Origin of the sequence: Nitrosospira multiformis (assembly GCF_900103165.1) — a bacterium.
Lineage (GTDB): Bacteria > Pseudomonadota > Gammaproteobacteria > Burkholderiales > Nitrosomonadaceae > Nitrosospira > Nitrosospira multiformis_D.
Genome location: NZ_FNKY01000001.1, coordinates 1,997,381 through 2,018,100 on the forward strand (window position 1 = coordinate 1,997,381; position 20,720 = coordinate 2,018,100).

Consider the following 20,720-nt stretch of genomic DNA (forward strand, 5'->3'; position numbering starts at 1 on the left):
CCATCATCTGCTTTATTTTCTATCTCACGAAATTCCTGCCGCTTGCTTCACATTTCCAGTCCAATCGTCATGGTTTGGCATGGGTCATGCTGTCAAATCGAGAATAAGTTATGGGTATATTTTGTTACTGCTTCCTTTCCCGTTTCGAATTATAGAACGTATAAGGCATATCCCATATTCTCTGCCGGCCACTTCAGCGCAGCAACATTATTGCTGACTGGCTTTTAATGTGCCCATTAGCCGATCTTTGAAGGGATCGCCCAGATTTTCAATATCGCCAACATTGATAAGCTCCTCGAAAGCGTTCTTGCCGGACAGCTCGGTACTTTCGATAACCAGGCCATCCGGAGGAAGGCTGGTGGAGATTGACGATGTAATATACGTGATGGGCAATGCGCCAAAATCCGATAATTGGCTCGACGCAAGCGGAAAGTGCAAGGTGCTGAGTATCTGGGCGAGGCCTGGCTGTTTCGAGACGACCACATGCATGGCAAGGTAGTGCAACACAAACTGTTGCAGTTCGCCATCATTCCGGTTGCGGTTTGTGAGCAGCTCCCTGAGCCGTCTTGGAGAGTAGCCTGTATAGGTAATTATCGACTTGAACGGACAGGTAACGGTGATGGTTCTGCTCTCTCCATCCTTCGCGGCTGTATGTATATACTCCCATGGCGTTAGCTCAAGCGACGAGGTCATCTGCATGAGCGGCGAATTGAGTTCCCTGGATAGATGAAATGGCGCTACGGTAGCGATGGACTCATACAGGCTTTGCAATTCCTTGAAGGCCTGTTCGGCGCCTTTGACCGTCTCTTTTCCGCTGGCCTGGATATATTCACCGAACACGGCCCGCTGACGAAAAAGGGGAGTCAGCGTTGCGACGTATGCCTTCATCTGGCCGTTGATAATTTCACCGGTCGTACGGGTCAATTTTCTAAGGGTGAGGAGCTTTTGAGTTGTATAAGTGTCGTTCATTCGGGCTCCAATAATTAAGGCGTCTGAGGGTATATTGAACAGATGCGGGGCCTTGCTAAACAAATCAGCATCAAGATTGCAATATCCGTACCCTGGTGATGGATAATAAGCTGATTCAACGCTGTTTTCCAGTCCAAGATGGCATCCGGAGCGGCTGATTGATGGTTTGTGGCGCGGTGGGTGACCCAGCTGTCTATTAACGAGCAATCAGCTTGCTCTCTAGAAGGGCCGCAACGGTTTTCTCGAAAGCGCTTTGCCGGTCAGTAAAATATATGCTATCAATAGGTTATATAGGTGATAGGGGGCGTATCGGGGAAGAATGAGCGATCAACTTCCGGATTTAGTATTATCATCCATTGAAGTTATCCATAGTGACTGACCATGCCGTTATAATTTTTAATCGCCATCATGAATCTGACACAACCGCCCGATGATGACCGTACCGTCATGCCCTCATCCGCGCCGGGATCTGTAGTTGAACAAGCGGAACAGGCACTGGGCGTGGATAACGCGCTACCGGCCGGGACGGCGCTCGGCGAATTCGAGATAACCGGCCTGATTGGCGCAGGGGGGTTTGGCATCGTATACCTTGCCTACGATCACTCTCTACAGCGTAGAGTTGCTCTCAAGGAATATATGCCATCAGGGCTGGCGGCACGAAAGAGCGGCGTGACCGTCGCGAAATCGAAGCAGCATGTGGAGACGTTTCAGGCAGGTCTGCGCAGCTTTATCAATGAAGCTCGTCTACTGGCTCAATTCGATCATCCATCTTTGGTCAAGGTTCACCGTTTCTGGGAAGCCAATGGAACCGCGTATATGATTATGCCGTTCTACGAGGGCAGCACGCTGAAGGAAACACTGCGTCAGCGTGGTGAACCGCCAACCGAGCTCTGGCTCAAGCAACTGCTCGGACATTTGCTCGATGCATTGGAAATCATTCACAAGGAAAACTGTTTTCATCGGGATATCGCGCCCGACAATATCCTGATCCTCAAGGATGGCCGGCCACTGCTTCTCGATTTCGGAGCCGCGCGCCGTGTCATCAGTGACATGACACAAAACCTGACAGTGATATTGAAGCCGGGCTACGCGCCTATCGAACAGTATGCCGAGATGAACTCGATGCAACAGGGAGCATGGACCGATATTTATGCGCTGGCCGCAGTGATATATTTTGCGGTCACGGGCAAACCCCCCGTGCCGGCTGTGGCGCGTATCATCTCTGATTCGATGGTGCCACTTACCGAGGCTATCGGAGGCCAAACACAAAGCCGGTATTCTCCGGCATTCTTGCATGGCATCGATAAGGCATTGGCGGTAAAGCCGGAAGAGCGCCCACGGGATGTCGCTACGTTCCGCAGGCTGCTGGATCTGGCGGAGACCACCCCGATCACAACCGGCTCACCCCTGAGAGATGGGGCGGCCATCATGCCTGGGGGCGGTCCAGCGGAATTGGTGAAGACGCGTAGTCAGCGTCCTTTGGCGTTGTACGGTTTCGGTGGCATGATGCTCCTTGCCTTGATCATAGCGGGCTGGTTTTTGATGCGGGAGACCCCGATTCCCGTGCCTGTGCCGATAACACCTGAGGAAAACAGGATTCTTGCCACACCTGCCATCCCCGCCGGTGATGCTTCGGTCAATGAGCCGGAGACGGATTCCAAACCGCATACCCTCCGCGAGGCGTCACCTGTCACATCCGGAATGACATCCGGGTTGCCACCTAAAGTGGCACCCGGGATCGGGCAGGGTGATATCATTAATCCGGAAGCCGAGCTTAAGTCGGGCATCATAAAACGTGGACGTTCTGACGCTGAATCCTCGGTATCACCGGAAGTGCCGACCCGGATTGAAAAAAAACGGGAGTCTTCGACAAGCGCAATCGAAAAGGTGATCAATGCCAGCCTCATAGAGGGGAAGGCTTGCCTCAGTAACAAAAATTTCGAGTGTGCCATCGCAAAAGCAGAAACGGTACTACAACTCGAACCGGGCAACGCACCCGCGCGCGCACTTCTGAAAGACGCCAACATAGCGCAGCAAAAAGCATGGGAGGCGTCTGAACTCAAATAGCGATAATTGGGAGATGAATGAAAACCCATAAACAGCATACGTATTGGCGCGCAACAGCGGCCGGAATAGCCATCGTCATGGCGTTGTCGAGTTGCGCCTCGACCGGAGGGTCAGGGTTTGCAGGGGATAATGTTGGAAAATTGCTTGGCACTCTCGGTGGCGCGGCAATTGGAGCGGCAGTAGGAGGCAAGAAAAACCCCTTGATTGGAGCAGCGATAGGCGCATTGGTAGGCTATATGGCAGGTTATGCGTTCGATAGTTACCGGATCAGCCAAAAGAAGGATGCCACCGAGGTGAATGACGAGTACAAAAGAGATCATGACGGACGCCTGCCTGCCGAGACCGTGGTGACAAAGTATGTGACAAGAACCGACCCATCAGGCCTGGTCAACAGAGGGAGCCAGCTTGATATCGTTTCGGAAATTGAATTGGTGAAGGGTTCGGGTTCTTCCGGGAAGAAAGATCGCGTTGACGAAGAGCTGATGATCTCCGATGCTTCAGGCAGGAATACAAAGAAATTGAAGAAACAGGCGCTTAGTGAGGCAAGTGCCTCGGGCGCGTATGTAACCCGATTTACTTTCAAGCCGACGCAGGAGATTGCGCAAGGAACCTACCCCTTCAAGACCGTTCTGTATCTCAATGACGAGCAGGTAAGGGAATCCGCAGGGAAGATCCAGATTGTAATCGTTGATCAGCAAATAAGGGTGGCGATTCTTGAGCAAGAAGCTGTAATCTACGCAATTAAATGAACTCCCGTACTATCCGGATGTTCTAAAAGGCCGATATGGTCAGTAAAAAAGTCAGTAATAAAATCGCGGCGCGTACTACCGGTATATGAATTGAAAACAGCAGGGCGCGGGAGAATGGATGTCCATAGAGGTGGGCTATAATGATCCGTATCCAAGTCACTAGCTATAACGGCGCTTCGCTATCTCAGCCACTCTCTGCCGAGTTTAACGAAATGGGCGGCAATATCGGCAGGGCGGAGGGAAATGCATTGGTGCTGCATGATCCTACGCGGACGATTTCCAGAACTCATGCTTCAATTGCATTTCGTGGTGGAGGTTACGTTATTCGTAACCTCGGCACCGCGATGCCTGTTTACGTCAATGACCGGTCACTGGGTAATGGCCAGGATACGGCAATTGCCGCCGGCGACGAAATTCGCATCGGCGGTTACACCATGCAAGTGGCGGGTAGAGAAAAACCTGCATCGATACGTGATGGTGAGGGTATCGGTCCGTCCATCCTATCGAAGGATCCGCTGGAGCTGTTTGGCGACCCGCCCGGCCCCAATCCATTCGATGATCTAATTAAGCCTCCTGCCGGGCATCCCGGGCCGCAGTCTCAGGTCAATCCATTATCGAAAGCAAAAGGGCCGTTTGGCAACTTGGGTGCCGACGGTCTGGCCCCGGTGTCTTCGGCCATTATTCCCTCGGATTTTGATCCGTCTGCGGAGGCGCCGTCGCTTGAGCCTCAGTCACACCCTTTTTTCACGCAGCCGCATAGCCCCCAACCAGAAGACATATTTGACGGGCTGGGTCCACTGGTACCGAACAAAAGTATCGACGAATTGTGGGATTTGGGTCCGGAAACGAGTTCCGACCCGCTTGCCCCCGGCGCTCCATTAGCGTCTCCGCTTAGCCAATCAAATATGGCCAGCGTTGATCCGTTGGTGGCACTGAATGCTGTATCGGAGAAGAAATCTTCTGGCAGTCACATCCAGCGTGATGATGGCCCCGAATTGGAAAATTCGTATCATCCGCCGAAGGCAAAACCGGACCCCGCTATCCGTGCAGTATCGCCGGCAACGCCGCAGACTGGCAGCGTCTCATCGTCCGAACCCGGCAGCCTGGTGCTTTCCTGGGGAAGCAAGGAATCAGATCAAGATACTGGCGAGATCATCAGTGTGATTGTGCCATCACCGGCACATGAGCGGCGAAGAAGCGACAGGCGCCGCAGTGAACAGCAGCCGGCCGTGCAAGGAGAAATTGTATTTGACAAAGTAGCACCTGCAGGCGAGTCCGCAACGATGCCGGTTGACCTTACGCCAGAGCCGAAATCGATCGCTGATCGTGACGAATTGTTGCGTGCGTTTCTCGCAGGCGCCGGCGTACCCGATCTTGTCATACCCGCGGGATTGACGCCACAGTTCATGAATACTCTAGGGCAGTTATTGCGCGAATCGACGCAAGGCACGCTGGATTTGCTGCTTGCCCGGACACTCACCAAGCGCGAGGTGCGCGCGGACCTTACCATCATTGCCCCAAGGGAAAATAATCCACTGAAATTCTCTCCCGGCGTGGAGGTTGCGCTGTTGCACCTGCTGGCCCCTCAGGGACGCGGTTTTATGACGCCGCTTCAAGCAATGAAGGATGCTCATGATGACCTGTGCTCCCATCAGTTTGGTTTCATGGCGGGCATGCGAGCGGCTCTGGCGGGCGTGCTGGAGCGTTTCGATCCCGTGGAACTGGAGCAGCGGCTCACACAAAAAACGGTGATCGATTCCCTGATCCCGATCAATCGTAAAGCAAAACTCTGGGATCTATTTGCCGATCGCTATAAGGACATATCTCATGAAGCCGAGGAAGATTTTCATGTTCTGTTTGGTAAAGAGTTTCTGCGGGCATACAAGGAGCAGATTGCCAAGCTTGAACAGGACGACAAGAGCATGAAACGTTAAGAGCCCCTTAATATTCAACCTGAATCCGGTAGTTGACCGCTCATTTGATAGATCAGTGTTATGATTAATAACGATATTCCTTATTATTTGACTCTCACCTTCCGGGTGAGGCCCGCTACGGGGACCTCGTCCGACTACCGGATTTAGGTTCAATTCATGCGCCTGCCATGCAGCTTGAAATAGTAGTGCTCTCGAAAGCCGGGGGACGCGAAGTCAATGAAGACGCATGCGGTTTCTGGTCAACTCCGGAAGCTTGCTTCTGTGCCTTGTCCGATGGTCTGGGCGGACATTATGGCGGCGATGTGGCCTCGAAACTCGCAGTAGAGCATATCCTCGATTGGTTTCGAGAAACCCCGGAATGCAGCGTGCGCGCGGTCAAGGCATCGTTGGAAGCGGGCAATTCCGCCATCATGCGTGAGCAGCAGCGCGATATCCGGCTGAAGCAGATGCGCGCAACTGCGGTGGTACTCTCCATCGACATCAAGCATGATGTGGCGATTTGGGGGCATACCGGCGACTCGCGATTATACTGTTTCCGGCAGGGCCGGATCATCGAACAAACGCGCGATCACAGCGTATTGCAAAGCATGGTCGATGCTGGCTATCTGCAACCCAGGGAATTGCGTATTTCACCGAACCGTAGCAAATTGCTGGCCGCACTCGGCAATGAGCAGCAGTTCGAAATGGGCATCAAATCCGTTGAGTTTCCGTTATTGCATGGCGATATTTTCCTGTTGTGCACTGATGGACTCTGGGAGTATGTGGAGGAAGAGGATATGGAGCGGATGCTGGGCGCCTCAACTTCCGCGCCGGAATGGTTGCGAGCGCTGGAGAGCCAGGTACTTGCGCGTGGACATGCAGGTCAGGACAATTACTCGGCAATCGCGGTGTGGTGCAGCGATCCCGATGAAGCTACCCGGTTTGACGCTTCACAGCTTGCGGAGACGATTTTATCTGATGAAATCCCGCTGTAGGGTGTCATGGCAGCGAGACGTATGCGTTCATGTCATGATTCGGAAAGCCGCGGCATTCTGGCGGAAATATTATTTTTCGAGCATGGTGGCGAAATAATCTTCAGGGGGAAGACCGGAGAAGCAGTGCAGTTGCGTCGTTCCCGCTTCGGCTGATACAGCCCACCAGAAACTCTTACCCGCGCTCGTGGAGGTGAGAAGGTCTTCCGCGGTGGTATCGAACAGATCGGCCAATGCGTTTTCCGTCGGTAGTGTAAGAGCCTTGGGGGTATGTTCTCCAGTCCACCAGATCGCGAGTTCTTGCGCATTACCACGCTGGCCGCCCGGTTCCAGCAGGGGAAATGGATTCTCGGATAAATTACGGTCCAGATCATCCGGCAGCGCATTGATGTTAAGTGTAGCGAGTGCAACCCGCTCCAGGGCAGCGTACCAGGCTTGCGCGGAAAACACCGTTAACATCGATCCGGGCCGGGGATCGATCCGTAATGCGATCGTCAGTGGAAAATAACGCCCTACCTTATCAACGCTCGGCATGAGCACGCCGGCCCACATACTGGTCGTATCGCCACAGATCCCCGGCATGAGGGTAAAACGCCATATGGGGCCGGTGAGGTAAGCATCGAGCCAGTGCTCACCCAGTTCTGCGCGACTCGCGGCCATGGCGTGCTGCAACCATGAGTCCCAGGTATCAATGAAGCGGGTTGGCAGGCGGCGCGAGATGAAGTCCCCGAGATATGGGATCTTTCCATACCAGCCTGCGATGAGCGAGCCATCAGGGTCGCTACAATCGTTCCGGACACTGGAATTGTTCGAGTTCATGTAGGCGGAAAGGGTTTTGCACACTGCTGGTAATGACCTCGAAACGTGCTTTTCTTCCATCGATACTGAAGGTGACGACGAATTTCTCCGGTTGCGAAGTTGGAGTGATTTGTACCCCGTCGAGCATACGGAATAATGCCCAGGGACCTTCAAATATCTGGCCCGATGCGCCGCTCGCACTGGCCGGGGAAATTTGCAGACGTACCTGCGAGCTGCCTCGTGGACCGGGCCATTGCAGTTCCATGGGAACCTGTGGGCCATGGCTGTACTTGACCAATTGTCCATCGACATCGAGAATGAATTGTGTGATCGATGCATCCATTTCAATTGGCTTGAAAACAAGTTTCATTCCTGCTGCGCGGCCGCCGCTCCGAAAAAATACGTCACGGATTATTTGTGCGCGACGGAACTCCTGCAAGGCTCCCGAAGCATGGCCCATGCTGGCGTCTCCGGCCTTGCGAAAACTCCATGGCCGTGTTGAGGTATCGACGTATGGCGTGAGATTTTTCTGAAAAAATTCGTCCAGCAATCCGCCCGGTGCGAACAGCCGGGCGAAATCATCCTGGGTCACGTCGCGTGCGCTATTCTTCTCAAATGGATAACGACCATCGATTGCCTTGTGGCAGAAATCGCTGATCGTTGCTTTGAGAGATTGATTCAGGTTGGCGCGCGTCTCCCCCAGTGCCTGGCTGATGCCGCTCGTGGAAAGGGTGACAAGCATCGACCGTATTGGCTCCGGCATGCGGCCGGCATCCGCCTTTATTTTAGACGGTACATCGCTCGGTGGTGGCGCACCGCCGCCTTTAACCGCCGCCTCGGTTGCGGTGAGCAGTATATACAGCTCATTGATCTGGGAAGGTATCGCGTCGATTGGCGCTGGTTGGCCCGGGGCAGCAGGACGCACCATGCTGCGCAATTCCTTGAAGCGATCATCGACGATACGCTCGGGCCTCGACTCAAACGCTGTTATGGATGTTTTTTTGCCGGTTTTTCCAATGAGTATTTCCAGCTTGTCCCGGGCAGTTTTCACCTTATCTACCGCCTTATCGGCCACGGTCTTGTCGGCCTCGTCGACATCGATGAGCGTCACTTCTTTTACGATGCCGCGTATGAGTGATGTCAGAGGCGAGTCCGGGGCGGAAAGCAGTCGCGCTGACTGGATACTTTTCGGCAAGCTATCGGAACGCAGCAACCCGATATCGTCAATAAATGCTGACCATATCTGCGCATAGTCTTCGAGATATAAACGACGCACCTCATCCACCAGGCGTACTTGCGCCTGGGGGTTCGTCCACTTGTTGCGATCTTTTTCCTTGAGACCAAGCACCCATACTTCTTCATCCGCCAGTTGCCCGGTTACTTCCTTTGCGGCCTGGAAAAAAAACTTATAGTAACCATCATAGCTGAACAAGCCCGGTACACCCTGGGTAAGCGGTTGCCCGCTAATCCTGGCAAAAATCAGCGGTGCAGACGGGCCGGCGGCCCTTACGATGGTGAATTCGGGTATTTCAGCGCCAACACCTTGTAGTTTAAGCCGGTTATAACTGCGTTGCGCGATGGGTGTCTGTGCAACGGTATACCGTACGTTGGCAATCAATTGCTCATTGAGGGGAATAGGCGACGATAACGGGCCGCGAGACAATAGATGATCCAGGTGAGATTCGAGTTCGTCGCGTTGCTCGATGGTTATCTCCCGTGGCAGGCTGACTTCCCAATCCGCGGTGATAAAAGCCTTCAGCGCAACGGGATCGAAGTGCTCGGGATTGCTCAGCATGAGATAAGCTTTGAGCCCTTCATACAAGAGATCCAGGTTTGCACGGCCACCGCCGGATAGCAGGCGTTCAATACGCAGCACAAGCTGCGGCAGAAATGCATCATGCAGTAAACGCTGATAGGTATTGTTCGATGCGGCCGCCAGTTTGTCTCCCTGATAAAGGCCAAAGCCCATGGATAATGGTACGGTGTCATCGTTACCAGGAGAAGCGCTGCTTAAATCCCGTACGGATTTAAGGACGGGCAGTAAGCTGACGATATCCATGCTTTGCAGGACGGGTAACTCCTCGACCTGCTGAAGGATCGCGGGTATTTTCTCCCTTGCCTCGGCAAGATAGGCTTGATTGCGTGAATAACTGACGGTCCACGCGGTGATGGCGCCCAGGGTGATCAGCCCGGCTGTGGCGAATGCTCCCCATTGTAGCCAGGCGCGCCGCCGTTCCCAGCGCAGATTGGTGCCGGCGAGTCCCGCTTCGGAGAAAATCACGTCCTTTACCAATCGTGTCAGAAAGAAGCTCTTGCCACTTGGCTTATTAGGAGCAAGCAGCTTTCGGTCGAGGTGCAGCGCCCGGGCGAGGGTGCCCATTACGCGATCGATTGGATTACCTTCCTGTGTTCCACTGGTGAAATAGAAGCCCCGCAATAGCGGTTGCTGTTCGAAACGGGAAGGTGAGAATATCTGGTTCAAAAAATCGCCCAGTACTTCCTTGAGACTGCTGAATTGCTGAGGGAAGGCGTAGAGCAATGCTCGTTTTTGCGCATCCCTTTCCTGCTGCAGGCGATCAATCAGCCGATCATTCAGACGCTGCTCCAACGCGGAGAACTCGGTGCTGAAATTGGCCAGCGGTAAAGTATCCTGTTTTTCGGTAAGCGGAAACGTTGCGCCCCAGACCTGAGCCCTTTCCTCCCTGCCGTATTCGCCGAAGAAATCCATGAAACCCGCAAGGAGATCAGCCTTGGTGACAAGCACATAAAGGGGAAAACGGATATTGAGCTCCGCGTGCAGTTCCTGAATACGTTTGCGTATCGCGGTTGCCTGTGCTTCTCGCTGCGCCACGGTCTGTTGTAGCAGATCGGTCACGCTGACTGTAACGATGACGCCGTTAATCGGCCGCCGGGGACGGTATTTCTTCAAGAGTTGCAGAAAACCCGTCCACGCCGCACTATCGGCTTCCCGGTTGCTCTCCTGAGTCGTATAACGTCCAGCTGTATCGAGGAGCACGGCTTCGTTGGTGAACCACCAATCACAGTTGCGCGTGCCGCCGATACCTCGAATGACTTCCTGACCAAAGCGCTCCGCAAACGGAAACTGAAGCCCCGAATTAACGAGCGCTGTGGTCTTCCCCGACCCGGGTGGACCGATGAAAATATACCAGGGAAGTTCGTAAACGTATTGCTGGCGGGTCAGTAGCGCGAGCAGCGGTTTTCTGGGCTGGCCACCGAGATTGGCTTGTTTCAGCACCGTCACGGCTTCCTCGAAACGTTTGCGCAAAACCACTACTTCTTCAGCACCCGCGCTATCGCCTGGTTGTGGGGGTGGGGATGGATGCCACAAAAGGCCATCCATCAACCGTGCATTCAATGTCTTTGCCTTGATGACTCTCCAAACGTGTTTTCCGGCATAGAGAATAATGGCCAGTGCAATAATAAAGAGCCGTACCGTACTGGATTCCAGAGGGTGATATTCCGCGATCGCGACTAACGGCCCGACGAACCAAATCAGCAGGCCGGCCGCAACCAGACCGAGGAATACCAAGGTCCAGTGATTGAATAAAAGTTTAAAAACCCTTTTCATGCCTTTTACCCTTATTCTGGAGGCGGTGAATGCTATTTGGCGGTTCGAGGGACATAGAGCGTGATCTCCACCCGGCGATTGCGTGCGCGATCCGCGGGCGTGCTATTCGGAGCGACAGGTTCGGCATCGGCACGGCCTTCCGCGGTCAAGCGGCTTGCCAAGGTTCCCTTTTCGGTAAGAAATTGCATTACGGAACGGGCACGGTCTTGAGAAAGATGCCAATTGGAAGGGAATCGCAATGATCGTATCGGTTGATTGTCGGTATGACCGGTAACCCGGACCTGTCCCGGCACGGCATTAAGCGCGCTGGCTATGCGTGCCAGAATGGGTAAAAAGTTCTCAGAAATTGTCGCGCTGCCTGGGGCGAACAACCCGTCGCCCCGGAGGGTAACTACACTGCGCCCCTCCTCATCGCGCACAGCCACCAATCCCTCCTGAATTTCTGCTGCAAGGAATTCCGCAAGCCGGGGTTCCGCCGCCGGTAACGGTATGGGCTCGGGGACGGGGTATTTGACGCGGATGGATTGTATCTGGGTGAAAATCGGGTCAGAGGTATTGTTGAGCTGAAAACTGAACCACAAGTAGGTGGCCAGCATAATAAGTCCGCATACAGCCGCCAGAACCCATACAGGCAAGAGGGCGAGAATTTTTGCGCGCTTGATGAGTGTGGGGGGCCAATGGGGTGACAGATCACGTTCGTATTCGCCCCGCTCTTTACTCAACAACTGCGCGACACGTTCGCGTAATGCGTCGAGATGAGCCTTGCCATTTTCGATTACACGATAGCGGCCTTCGAAACCCAGGGCAAGGCACACGTACATAAACTCCAGGAGATCGCGGTTGGCTTTGGGGTTCTCAGCCAGCTTCGATAGCAGCTGAAAAAATTTCTCGCCCCCCCATGCCTCGCTGTGGAACATAACAAGCAGGCTTTGTTCGGCCCATATGCCACTGCCCCAAGGTGTCGACGCGGCGGTCTCATCCAGTAGGGTGCAAAGCGCATAGCGGGCTGCGATGACTTTTTCGGGTGCTATTCCGGCAGCCTTGGCACGAATTTCAAACGCCTTGATATTCTGTGCAATGTGATCGCGCAGACTTGAAGGGTCAGGATGTTGCAAAGTGCTGCGTAGCTGCGGCACGATATTCAGCAAGGAACTGGCGGCGGCAATTAATGGATTCAGCCCCGCAGTGGCTGTTATTTCGTCTATTTCTCTGGTTGTTCCTGTCGAGCCGGTTGTTTGCCAGATATTCGTGGATTGGCCCGGCGAAACGGTACGTCCCCCCGGTGAAGGCATTATTACCGTTTTGTCCGTATCCGAAGAAAACGGGTCATCCTGGCTCATAATGTGTATCCGTAAATATATTTTTGACGCATGTTCAGGACAGAACAGGATTTTTGAGAGTCCAATATTATTAAACCCGGATAATCCATCAGGCGGCTCTTCGAGCCTACGCGAGTACCGGCGGTCAGTTTGCCGCCGTTTTTGCCACCGGTGCGGCGTCCATAGACCCGGCTATGGACTTCTCTCAACCGGCAAAACCGTTTCGCAACCTGCTTCATCATCATCTCGCGTCCTGACGGATTATCCGGGCTTAAAATTTTTTACCGTCTTATGGCCCAGAATTCAAGTTCAAGTCCGGGGAACTCGCCGGCGACATGCATTGCCAGGCCACCGGAGCGTTCCAGTTGCTTCCAGATTTCACCCCCCCTTTCGAGCTCGAAGTAGCTGAATCCTGCATGGAAGGGTATCTGCCGCGGGGCAACCGGCAAAGAATTGAGGGGAATGCCGGGCAAAGCCAGATTAACGAGATCTCGAATGCGCTCGACAGACCCGATTTTAACCTGAGCGGGGAAGCGCGTTCGCAGCGTTTCCACTGGCAACTGTGCGTTGACGGCAAGAACAAAGTGTGCGGTTTTAAGCAGCTCCTGGTCTGGAATTACCGCAACCCGTATGCCATATTTACGATCCTGCAGCTCGATTGGAATGGCGTTTTGCTCCAGTACCATGCTTAACGAGCGGCGTAAATCGGTTATGAGTGGCATGAAACAGTGTGCCAGTGCATCATGCTGATATTCTGGATAGGTTGGCGGCCGGCGATTGTCGTGGGTGAATGTTGCCAAATCCCCAGCGAGGCCAAGACATGCGCTGAACAAGCGCTCCGGGTGCAGTAGCCGGTGGGTTGAAAGGTGTGCAAACAAGGGCTCGTAACGATTAACAGTCTGTAGCATAAGAAAATCGGCGACCTCCGCGACTCCGCCACGGCCCGGTTGTGCAACCCGTGAGGCAAGTGTTTCGCCTCGCTGGTGAAGCAGGCCATGTAATTCGTTTGCGTATCCCGTCAGGGTGACGTTACTGCCCACGCACAGCATGGGCGGAATGAACTCCTTCTGGAAGACCAGTTGATTGTCGGCACGCCGTTCCGTAATTTGCACTACATCCAGCGTTGTGTAGGCATCGGTTACATCACGCTTGCGCATAACCCGCAAGCGAAGCTGTCCCACCTGCAGGAATGCACTGTTCTGAGAGTCGGCATTGGAATCGGCGACTTCCCGTTCTTCTACCGAGAAGCGTGCAAGGGAGTTGTCCTGGTTAGTGCCCGTATCCGTTTCATCCATCCCCGAGCGTCGCATGGGTAACGCCAGCACGATAAATTCATTCCTGGTATCAACGTCGATATCCAGGGGTAAAGGCGGCATATCCTCGGAGGGAAAATCGAACGGCGTGCCGTCAGGAAAAATCCCGCGTGCCGCGGTCAGTTGCACCTTGCCGAGCGTAACCGCGGCAAGGTTGAGTTCCATGTTGCTGAATCCCCAGCTATAGCCGAGCAATGGCGCCGCACGGCCTTCCACCAGCCTTTCGACATAACGGTCGTGCTGCTGAAAATGTTGTGGCTGAAGAAATAGCCCCTCAGACCATACGACTTTATTGTTCCAGGACATCATTTTGCTCCGGTACCGGATATTGAAAGTCAGATTTATCCAAATATTTCAGTTTCACTGTTAAGGTTTCTGGATTTCTTGCAAATTGCCGAGTGACTGTGGTTTCTGTAACGAAAGTTCGCACAAAAATGAGCATTCACCCTCCGCGCCAATCAGGATTCTGTTTCCATCAAGCTGGATGACTATCCGGGAGATTTTCTGCTTCGGAGGAATAGCCAGGGATGCCCGCCATTGCGCGTGTTCAAGATCCCGGAATGCGGCAACTGCCGCCACATGGCGAGCATCCAGATGCAAGGGTCTGTCGAGTTCCAGCTTTTCCCCCGGGCGGAGCTGGAATACTTCGCTGTTAAGCAACTCGGCACCGAGTGTTTTTTGTTCGCTGTCGAAAACAGAGAAGAAATCCGTGGCATCAAATGCCGCAACGGATTTGAGCTCATAAAACTTCACCACCACTGGCGAAGCCCTGCCATGCGAATCCGGATTCACCCCTGATTTTGCATGAAGAGAGACTTTAATGATGACGGGCTTCGGCGTGCTGGCGCATCCGGCCAGGAAAAGAAGCGCAATAACAGAAATAATTTGGGCAAGATATAGAAAAGGCTTCATTCTTCTCTTCCTGTTCCGGGATAGACTTTTATCAGTATAGACAAACTTCGCCACATTATCCGAACGCGATTAGCACTGCGGCCGCTACTTTAAGTGGCGCAATGGGGCCCGGTCAGTTTGTGCCTTCAAGGAATGTGTCATACAACGATCGGATCTGGCTGTGATTCATCTCTCCTCGGTGAAACATACACAAATAACGTCTTTCAAGGCGACGGATTTTCATCTACAGTTAACTATCCGGACAAGGCAAGTAAGAAAGCTGCAAAGGAGATGCCTGAGGGCCTGAATCACGGGTAGAAGTCTGTCTTATTGGGGAAAAATAGTGCTTAATCGAGGTTATATAGCGACTCCTGAACGGGACTGGAAATTGATTAAGCATCTTTCTTTTATCAGATACCGAAGGTTAATTTTCAATCGGCGAAATAGTGGATGTTGGGTATTATAAGCATTGATGCCGTATATCCCGGAACCCGGAACGATTCATCCGGGGATCCGGGCATTCTGATCACCCGGTTGCAAGGAGGACGGTTATATGGTCAGGTTACTCTCGGCAGGCGCAACCGACTTGGGGCTCCGGCGCGGCAATAACGAGGATGCGTACCTTGCTATGCCTGAACTTGGATTCTTTGCCATTGCGGACGGGATGGGGGGTGAAGCGGCCGGAGAAACCGCCAGCAGGTATTTTATAGAAACGGCGCAAGCTGCTTTCCGCAGCGAGGTTCCTTCTTCGGAAGAAACAAATTATGCATTGGTTCAAAAAGTGTTCAGTTGCTCGAATAAACGAATATTTGAGCATGCGGAACAAAATCCTGATGATCATGGAATGGGGTGCACTGGAGATCTTCTGGCATTTTATCGCGACAGGTATGTTATCGGGCACGTGGGAGACAGCCGGGTTTACTTGTTACGGGATGGCAGCTTGCGGCAGCTAACCCGGGATCATTCCCTGGTGCAGCTTCAAGTGGATCGTGGAATGCTTACTCCGGAGGAGGCAAGAAATCATCCAAGAAAAAACATCCTCCTTCGGGCGCTAGGCACGGATCCGGCGGTATCCTTCGATATGCTGGAGGGCAGCGGACTGAACGGCGACATATTTCTCTTGTGTTCCGATGGACTGACGGACATGGTGGATGATGCGGCGATTCAGGATACGCTTGTTTCGACAGAGACGATCTCGCAAAAAGTGAAGAGTCTGATCGGAACAGCTTTATCGGCCGGAGGCCGAGACAATATCACTGTCATTCTTTGTGAAGTACAGATGAATGGGGCGGTGGAATCCAGTAGCGGTGCTGCTTAACGGGTCTTGCTCTTGTCCGGGGTATCATTTATGCGGTTACCGCGATGGCAAGGATAATATTTTTTCTGTCAGCCTAAAGTTCTGTGACGAATGGCCGTTGACCCAGTTATGTCATTCAACACGTCTACATAATATCGCCGCTGCCACTACGTAATATCCATCCCAGGCTGAACTCTAACGGACCGCCACTCTCCTTGAGCTTCCATGTAGGAAATATTCCTACATGGAATACCTGCTATTTCCTACGCGTAAATCGGATGGATTCCGGTTTTGCGGCGAGGCGCGACTGCGCACAATGGAGCCTCACATTCAAGGGGGTAAACATGAACGCTAACGAACTGACAATGGAAATCAAGGAACTCAATCTGACCTATTTGATGCTGGCTCAGCAGATGGTGCGCACGGATCAGGATATGGCGATTTTCCGGTTGGGAATCAGCAAGGATATCGCCGAAATATTGGCAGTTCTGACGCCAGGCCAGATTCTTAAGCTGTCAAACTCCAACGTGATGCTGTGCCGCATACGCTTCGATGACAGCCTGGTGCTGGGTATGCTCGCCAACTATGGCAAAGAGAAAACAATGGTGCAGTCACATGCTGCTATTTTACTGGCAGGTCAGCCAGTTGAACAAATCTCCTGAAGTACAGAAATTTACTAATTAACGACTAAGGGATAACCATCGTGGCGAAAAGAAGCGTAGTGTCAGAAGCCAAAGAGATTCAGACCGCAATCGAGATGATCGATCTGGGCGCGCGGCTGCAACTGCTGGAGAGTGAAACCAGTCTGAGCCGCGAGCGGCTTATCAAGCTCTACAAGGAATTGAAAGGCGTTTCCCCCCCCAAAGGAATGCTACCATTTTCCGCTGACTGGTTTTTGACCTGGCAACCCAATATTCATTCTTCCGTTTTTGCCGATATTTATCGTTATCTGCTCACGCACGCCGATTGCCGTGGCATCTCCGCGATTATCAAAAGCTATAAGCTTTATCTGGAGCATTGCAAGATGAGCGAAATGGAACCGGTATTGAGCCTGACACGCGCCTGGACCCTGGTGCGGTTTTTCGAGGGCCGTATCCTGCAGACCGCATCCTGTACCCAGTGCGGCGGACATTTCGTAGTGTATACCCACGATCTTTACAGCCGCTATGTGTGCGGGTTGTGCCACACTCCTTCACGCGCCGGCAAAACCAACAAATCCCGTGTAGCCGCACTGACAAGTATAGCTGCCACCCCATCTGCGGCACCCATCGCATCCTGAATCCAAGTATTCCTCCTTCACCGGTGGCCGGGAGTTTCTCCCCCCACCGGTTTTTCTTTCCTCATCCTACTTAAAGTTTGCGCCGTTCCGGCCGTTACACAGGTGAACGTTTTATCGCAATAAGCCTGTGGCCACAGCAACCGTGAGTATTCATGCTGAGTATTTACCGTTGGCTGGTCAAGGCGCGAGCCTTGCGATCAAGGCAATAACCTAAGTCAGGAGTATCGGTAAAAATGCTGCTCATAGTGGGATGTCTCATTGTTATCGGGTCGGTGTTTGGCGGATTTGCTCTTGCCGGCGGACACCTTGCTGCGCTGTATCAGCCGCTGGAACTACTGATGATTGGCGGCGCCGCGGTGGGAGCCTTCGTGCTGGGCAATACGAGCAAGGCGCTCAAGGCTACCTTCAAGGCATTGCCCAAGGTCGCGCAGGGTTCCAAATACACCAAGGTTCTGTACATGGATCTCATGGCGCTACTCTATGATCTTCTCGCGAAAGTCCGCAAGGAGGGGTTGATGTCGATAGAGAGCGATATCGAGAACCCCGCGGAGAGCCCCATCTTTGCGCATTATCCCAACGTTCTGGCCGATCACGAAGCGATCGAATTCATGACAGACTATTTGCGCCTGATGGTGGGTGGCAATCTCAACGCGTTCGAGATCGAGAACCTGATGGATAACGAGATCGAAATTCACCATCAGGAGGGTGAGGTGCCGGTGCATTGCATCGCTAAATTGGGCGACAGCATGCCCGCATTCGGCATCGTCGCGGCTGTCATGGGCGTAATTCATACCATGGCATCGGTGGGCCTGCCGCCATCGGAGCTGGGCATTCTGGTTGCCCAGGCGCTGGTTGGCACATTTCTCGGGATCCTGCTTGGCTACGGTTTTGTTAGCCCGTGCGCCGCTGTACTGGAACAGAAGCTGGAAGAATCCACCAAGATGTTGCAGTGCATCAGGATGACGCTGCTGGCCAGCATAAATGGCTACGCCCCTGCGCTGGCGGTCGAGTTCGGGCGCAAAGCACTGTATTCGACCGAGCGGCCGAATTTTATCGAGCTGGAAGAACGCGTCAGACTGGCAAAAAACAAATGATCGCGGAGAAATGCATTCATGGCTGACGAAAAACGCACCATCGTCATCAAGAGAATCAAGAAGCATGGCCGTCATCATGGTGGTGCATGGAAAATTGCCTATGCGGATTTTGTTACCGCAATGATGGCGTTTTTTCTGCTCATGTGGCTGCTGGGCGCCACTACCCAGGAGCAGTTGCAGGGTCTTTCCGAGTATTTCCAGACACCGCTCAAGGTTCAGCCAAACAAGGCCAGCGGCAGCGGGGACAGAAGCAGCGTGATTCAGGGAGGCGGCAAGGATACAACGCAGCGCGTAGGACAGGTGAGGAAGGTGAGTGCCGGACCCGGCAATCTCAAGGCAGCACAGGCCGAGCTTGAGCGGCTTGACAGGCGCAAGCTGGAAGCTCTGAAGGGCCGGCTGGAGCAGTTGATCGAGTCTCATCCGATCATGCGCGACTTCAAGGAGCAATTGCTGCTGGATATTACTTCCGAGGGCTTGCGCATTCAGATAGTCGATCACATGAACCGGCCCATGTTCGCACTCGCCAAAGCCGAGTTGCAGCCCTATACCAAGACCATCCTGCAGAAGCTGGGCGGGGTATTGAATGAAGTACCCAATAAGATAAGTCTCTCGGGCCATACCGATGCGACACCCTATGCGAGCGGCGAGAAGAACTACAGCAACTGGGAACTATCGGCCGACCGGGCCAATGCCTCGCGGCGTCAACTCATCATGGGCGGCATGAATGAGAAAAAAATCATGCGCGTGGTGGGTTTGAGTTCGGCGGTGCTGTTCGATAAGGACGATGCCACCAATCCCGTCAACCGGCGCATCAGCGTTATCGTAATGAGCAACAAGGCGGCGGAGGATCTAAGCAAGGAAGGTGGGTCAACAAAAGAAATCAGAAGTAACGCCACCGTGGATGCGCATGCCTTGCGACCCGGCGGTGCCAGTTAAAAAAACTTGGAATAATCTCACGTTGGACGGTGAAGGGTTTGTGCAGAGATTTCGCAGCGCGCACCCGGCATAAAGGAAATCTGGCTGCAAAAGATCTGGCCGGTCCATATCCCGCCATTTTTTATGCCAGCAGAACAACAATTGCCTTCAAAATCCGCCCTTGCCGAGCCATTGTTTCGCTTCGATTCTTCAAATTCGACAGGCTGCTAACGCAGCTACTCTTCTAAAAGCGGAATTGCGGGGCTAATTTAACTCTTTTCCTTCGATGATCTACTCACGAAGCATTCAATAATCACGCATGTGGCTGATGAGCCGATTATGAATGCATTAGTGGGAGTCTGCAGTGAGCGAAGAGAGTGATCTCGAAAAAACGGAACCTGCATCGCCGCGGAAGCTGGAGAAGTCCCGCGAAGAGGGACAGATTCCTCGTTCCCCCGAACTTTCCACGTTTGCGGTTCTGATTGCCGCCGGCTGCGGCCTGTGGGTGATGGGCGGACATCTCACCACGCAGCTTTCCACGTTGATGAAAGATGGAATGAAGGTGCCGCGCGATGCCGGCTTCGATTCCAGCCTGCTCCTCGATCGGCTGTTCGATCAATCCCTCGATGCCCTGTTTGCGTTTTCCCCTTTCTTCATCCTGATGTTCCTGGTGGCGATCGCTGCACCAATGCTCATATCCGGCTGGCTCTTCAGCTGGAATTCGCTTGCACCTAAATTCAATCGGCTCAACCCCGTCAGCGGAGTGGGCCGCATGTTCTCGCTGAACAGTCTGATCGAACTGGCCAAAGCGCTTCTCAAGGCCGCGCTGATCGGCGGGGCGGGAGTCTGGACGATCTGGCATAACAAGGAAGCGGTGCTGTCATTGATTGCCGCTCCGCTTGCCGTGGGTGCCGGTCATATGGGAAATTTGATCATCACGAGCTTTCTCGCCATAGCGGGAACCATGGTGCTGATTGCGGCGGTGGATGTGCCCTTCAAGCTCTGGGATCACTACCGCAAACTCAAGATGACCAAGGAAGAAGTGCGCCAGGAAAACAAGGAAACCGATGGCGATCCACAAATGAAAGCTCGCATCCGCGCCAAGCAGCGTGAGGCGGCAAGAAAACGGATGATGGCCGAAATTCCCAAAGCCGACGTAATCGTCACCAATCCGACGCATTATTCCGTTGTACTCAAGTATGAAGACGGCAAGATGCGCGCACCGTGCGTTGTTGCCAAGGGCTCACATCTGCTGGCGCTGAAAATTCGCGAGATAGGCCAGCAACATAACATACCGCTGCTCGAAGCGCCGCCGCTCGCCCGTGCGTTGTATCACCACGCCGAACTGGGCGACGAGATTCCTCAGACTCTGTATAACGCCGTGGCCGAGGTGCTGGCCTATGTCTACCAGTTGCGCCGCCATCGTGAGTACGGCGGCAAGGCGCCCAGTCTGCCGGATGCCCTGGAAGTGCCTGCCGAACTGGATCCGGAAAATACCGCATCAAAATGACATCTGACCCATCCGAGAAAGACCT

Annotated in this window: 16 protein-coding genes; 10 read left to right on the plus strand and 6 right to left on the minus strand. The window is 53.4% G+C overall.

All coding sequences use genetic code 11. The annotated features are described in order from the left end of the window. Positions 1–207: 207 nt before the first annotated feature. The gene (locus BLR00_RS08950) at positions 208–969 is read right to left on the minus strand and encodes a hypothetical protein (RefSeq protein WP_074632031.1); all 762 of its coding nucleotides are present in this window, start codon (positions 967–969) and stop codon (positions 208–210) included. A 408-nt stretch (positions 970–1,377) separates the two neighbouring features. Here BLR00_RS08950 and BLR00_RS08955 point away from each other — a divergent pair, with 408 nt between their 5' ends. From BLR00_RS08955 to BLR00_RS08970, 4 genes are all read left to right on the plus strand, one after another. Continuing rightward, a complete protein-coding gene (locus BLR00_RS08955) occupies positions 1,378–3,036 on the plus strand; it encodes a serine/threonine protein kinase (protein WP_074632032.1) in 1,659 nt (552 codons plus the stop codon). A gap of 17 nt (positions 3,037–3,053) precedes the next feature. Beyond that, entirely contained in the window at positions 3,054–3,785 is a 732-nt protein-coding gene (locus BLR00_RS08960; protein WP_074632033.1) for a YMGG-like glycine zipper-containing protein, read from the plus strand. 140 nt (positions 3,786–3,925) lie between these two features. Next, positions 3,926–5,719 (plus strand): type VI secretion system-associated FHA domain protein TagH, encoded by a 1,794-nt coding sequence (gene tagH / locus BLR00_RS08965; protein ID WP_074632034.1) that lies wholly within the window; start codon positions 3,926–3,928, stop codon positions 5,717–5,719. Between the two features lie 167 nt (positions 5,720–5,886). Beyond that, positions 5,887–6,693 (plus strand): PP2C family protein-serine/threonine phosphatase, encoded by an 807-nt coding sequence (locus BLR00_RS08970; protein ID WP_074632035.1) that lies wholly within the window; start codon positions 5,887–5,889, stop codon positions 6,691–6,693. A gap of 69 nt (positions 6,694–6,762) precedes the next feature. Here the strand turns inward: BLR00_RS08970 and tagF are convergent, their stop codons facing one another. The 5 genes from tagF to tssJ form a co-directional block, all read right to left on the minus strand. Further along, a complete protein-coding gene (gene tagF, locus BLR00_RS08975; RefSeq protein WP_081346697.1) occupies positions 6,763–7,569 on the minus strand; it encodes a type VI secretion system-associated protein TagF in 807 nt (268 codons plus the stop codon). Further along, positions 7,472–11,077: a type VI secretion system membrane subunit TssM gene (gene tssM, locus BLR00_RS08980; protein WP_074632037.1), complete on the minus strand. Its 3,606-nt coding sequence runs from the start codon at positions 11,075–11,077 to the stop codon at positions 7,472–7,474. Before tssM ends, tagF begins: the two co-directional genes overlap by 98 nt. 32 nt (positions 11,078–11,109) lie before the next feature. Next, positions 11,110–12,417, minus strand: a complete 1,308-nt coding sequence (locus BLR00_RS08985) for a DotU family type VI secretion system protein (RefSeq protein WP_074632038.1) — start codon at positions 12,415–12,417, stop codon at positions 11,110–11,112. A 260-nt stretch (positions 12,418–12,677) separates the two neighbouring features. Then, entirely contained in the window at positions 12,678–14,018 is a 1,341-nt protein-coding gene (gene tssK, locus BLR00_RS08995; protein WP_256324095.1) for a type VI secretion system baseplate subunit TssK, read from the minus strand. 57 nt (positions 14,019–14,075) lie between these two features. After that, positions 14,076–14,621 carry a type VI secretion system lipoprotein TssJ gene (gene tssJ, locus BLR00_RS09000; protein WP_074632041.1) on the minus strand — a complete coding sequence of 182 codons (546 nt, stop codon included), beginning with the start codon at positions 14,619–14,621 and terminating at the stop codon, positions 14,076–14,078. A 532-nt stretch (positions 14,622–15,153) separates the two neighbouring features. Between tssJ and BLR00_RS09005 the strand changes: the two genes are divergently transcribed. The 6 genes from BLR00_RS09005 (at position 15,154) to flhB (ending at position 20,695) form a co-directional block, all read left to right on the plus strand. Further along, positions 15,154–15,918 (plus strand): Stp1/IreP family PP2C-type Ser/Thr phosphatase, encoded by a 765-nt coding sequence (locus tag BLR00_RS09005; RefSeq protein ID WP_074632042.1) that lies wholly within the window; start codon positions 15,154–15,156, stop codon positions 15,916–15,918. 323 nt (positions 15,919–16,241) lie between these two features. Beyond that, positions 16,242–16,559: a flagellar transcriptional regulator FlhD gene (gene flhD / locus BLR00_RS09010; protein ID WP_074634229.1), complete on the plus strand. Its 318-nt coding sequence runs from the start codon at positions 16,242–16,244 to the stop codon at positions 16,557–16,559. Between the two features lie 41 nt (positions 16,560–16,600). Then, complete coding sequence (gene flhC, locus BLR00_RS09015) at positions 16,601–17,176, plus strand: flagellar transcriptional regulator FlhC (protein WP_074632043.1); 576 nt, start codon at positions 16,601–16,603, stop codon at positions 17,174–17,176. 233 nt (positions 17,177–17,409) lie between these two features. Then, positions 17,410–18,270, plus strand: a complete 861-nt coding sequence (gene motA, locus BLR00_RS09020) for a flagellar motor stator protein MotA (RefSeq protein WP_074632044.1) — start codon at positions 17,410–17,412, stop codon at positions 18,268–18,270. A gap of 18 nt (positions 18,271–18,288) precedes the next feature. Beyond that, a complete protein-coding gene (gene motB, locus BLR00_RS09025; RefSeq protein ID WP_074632045.1) occupies positions 18,289–19,206 on the plus strand; it encodes a flagellar motor protein MotB in 918 nt (305 codons plus the stop codon). A 343-nt stretch (positions 19,207–19,549) separates the two neighbouring features. Then, positions 19,550–20,695 carry a flagellar biosynthesis protein FlhB gene (gene flhB, locus BLR00_RS09035; RefSeq protein WP_074632047.1) on the plus strand — a complete coding sequence of 382 codons (1,146 nt, stop codon included), beginning with the start codon at positions 19,550–19,552 and terminating at the stop codon, positions 20,693–20,695. Positions 20,696–20,720 lie beyond the last annotated feature (25 nt).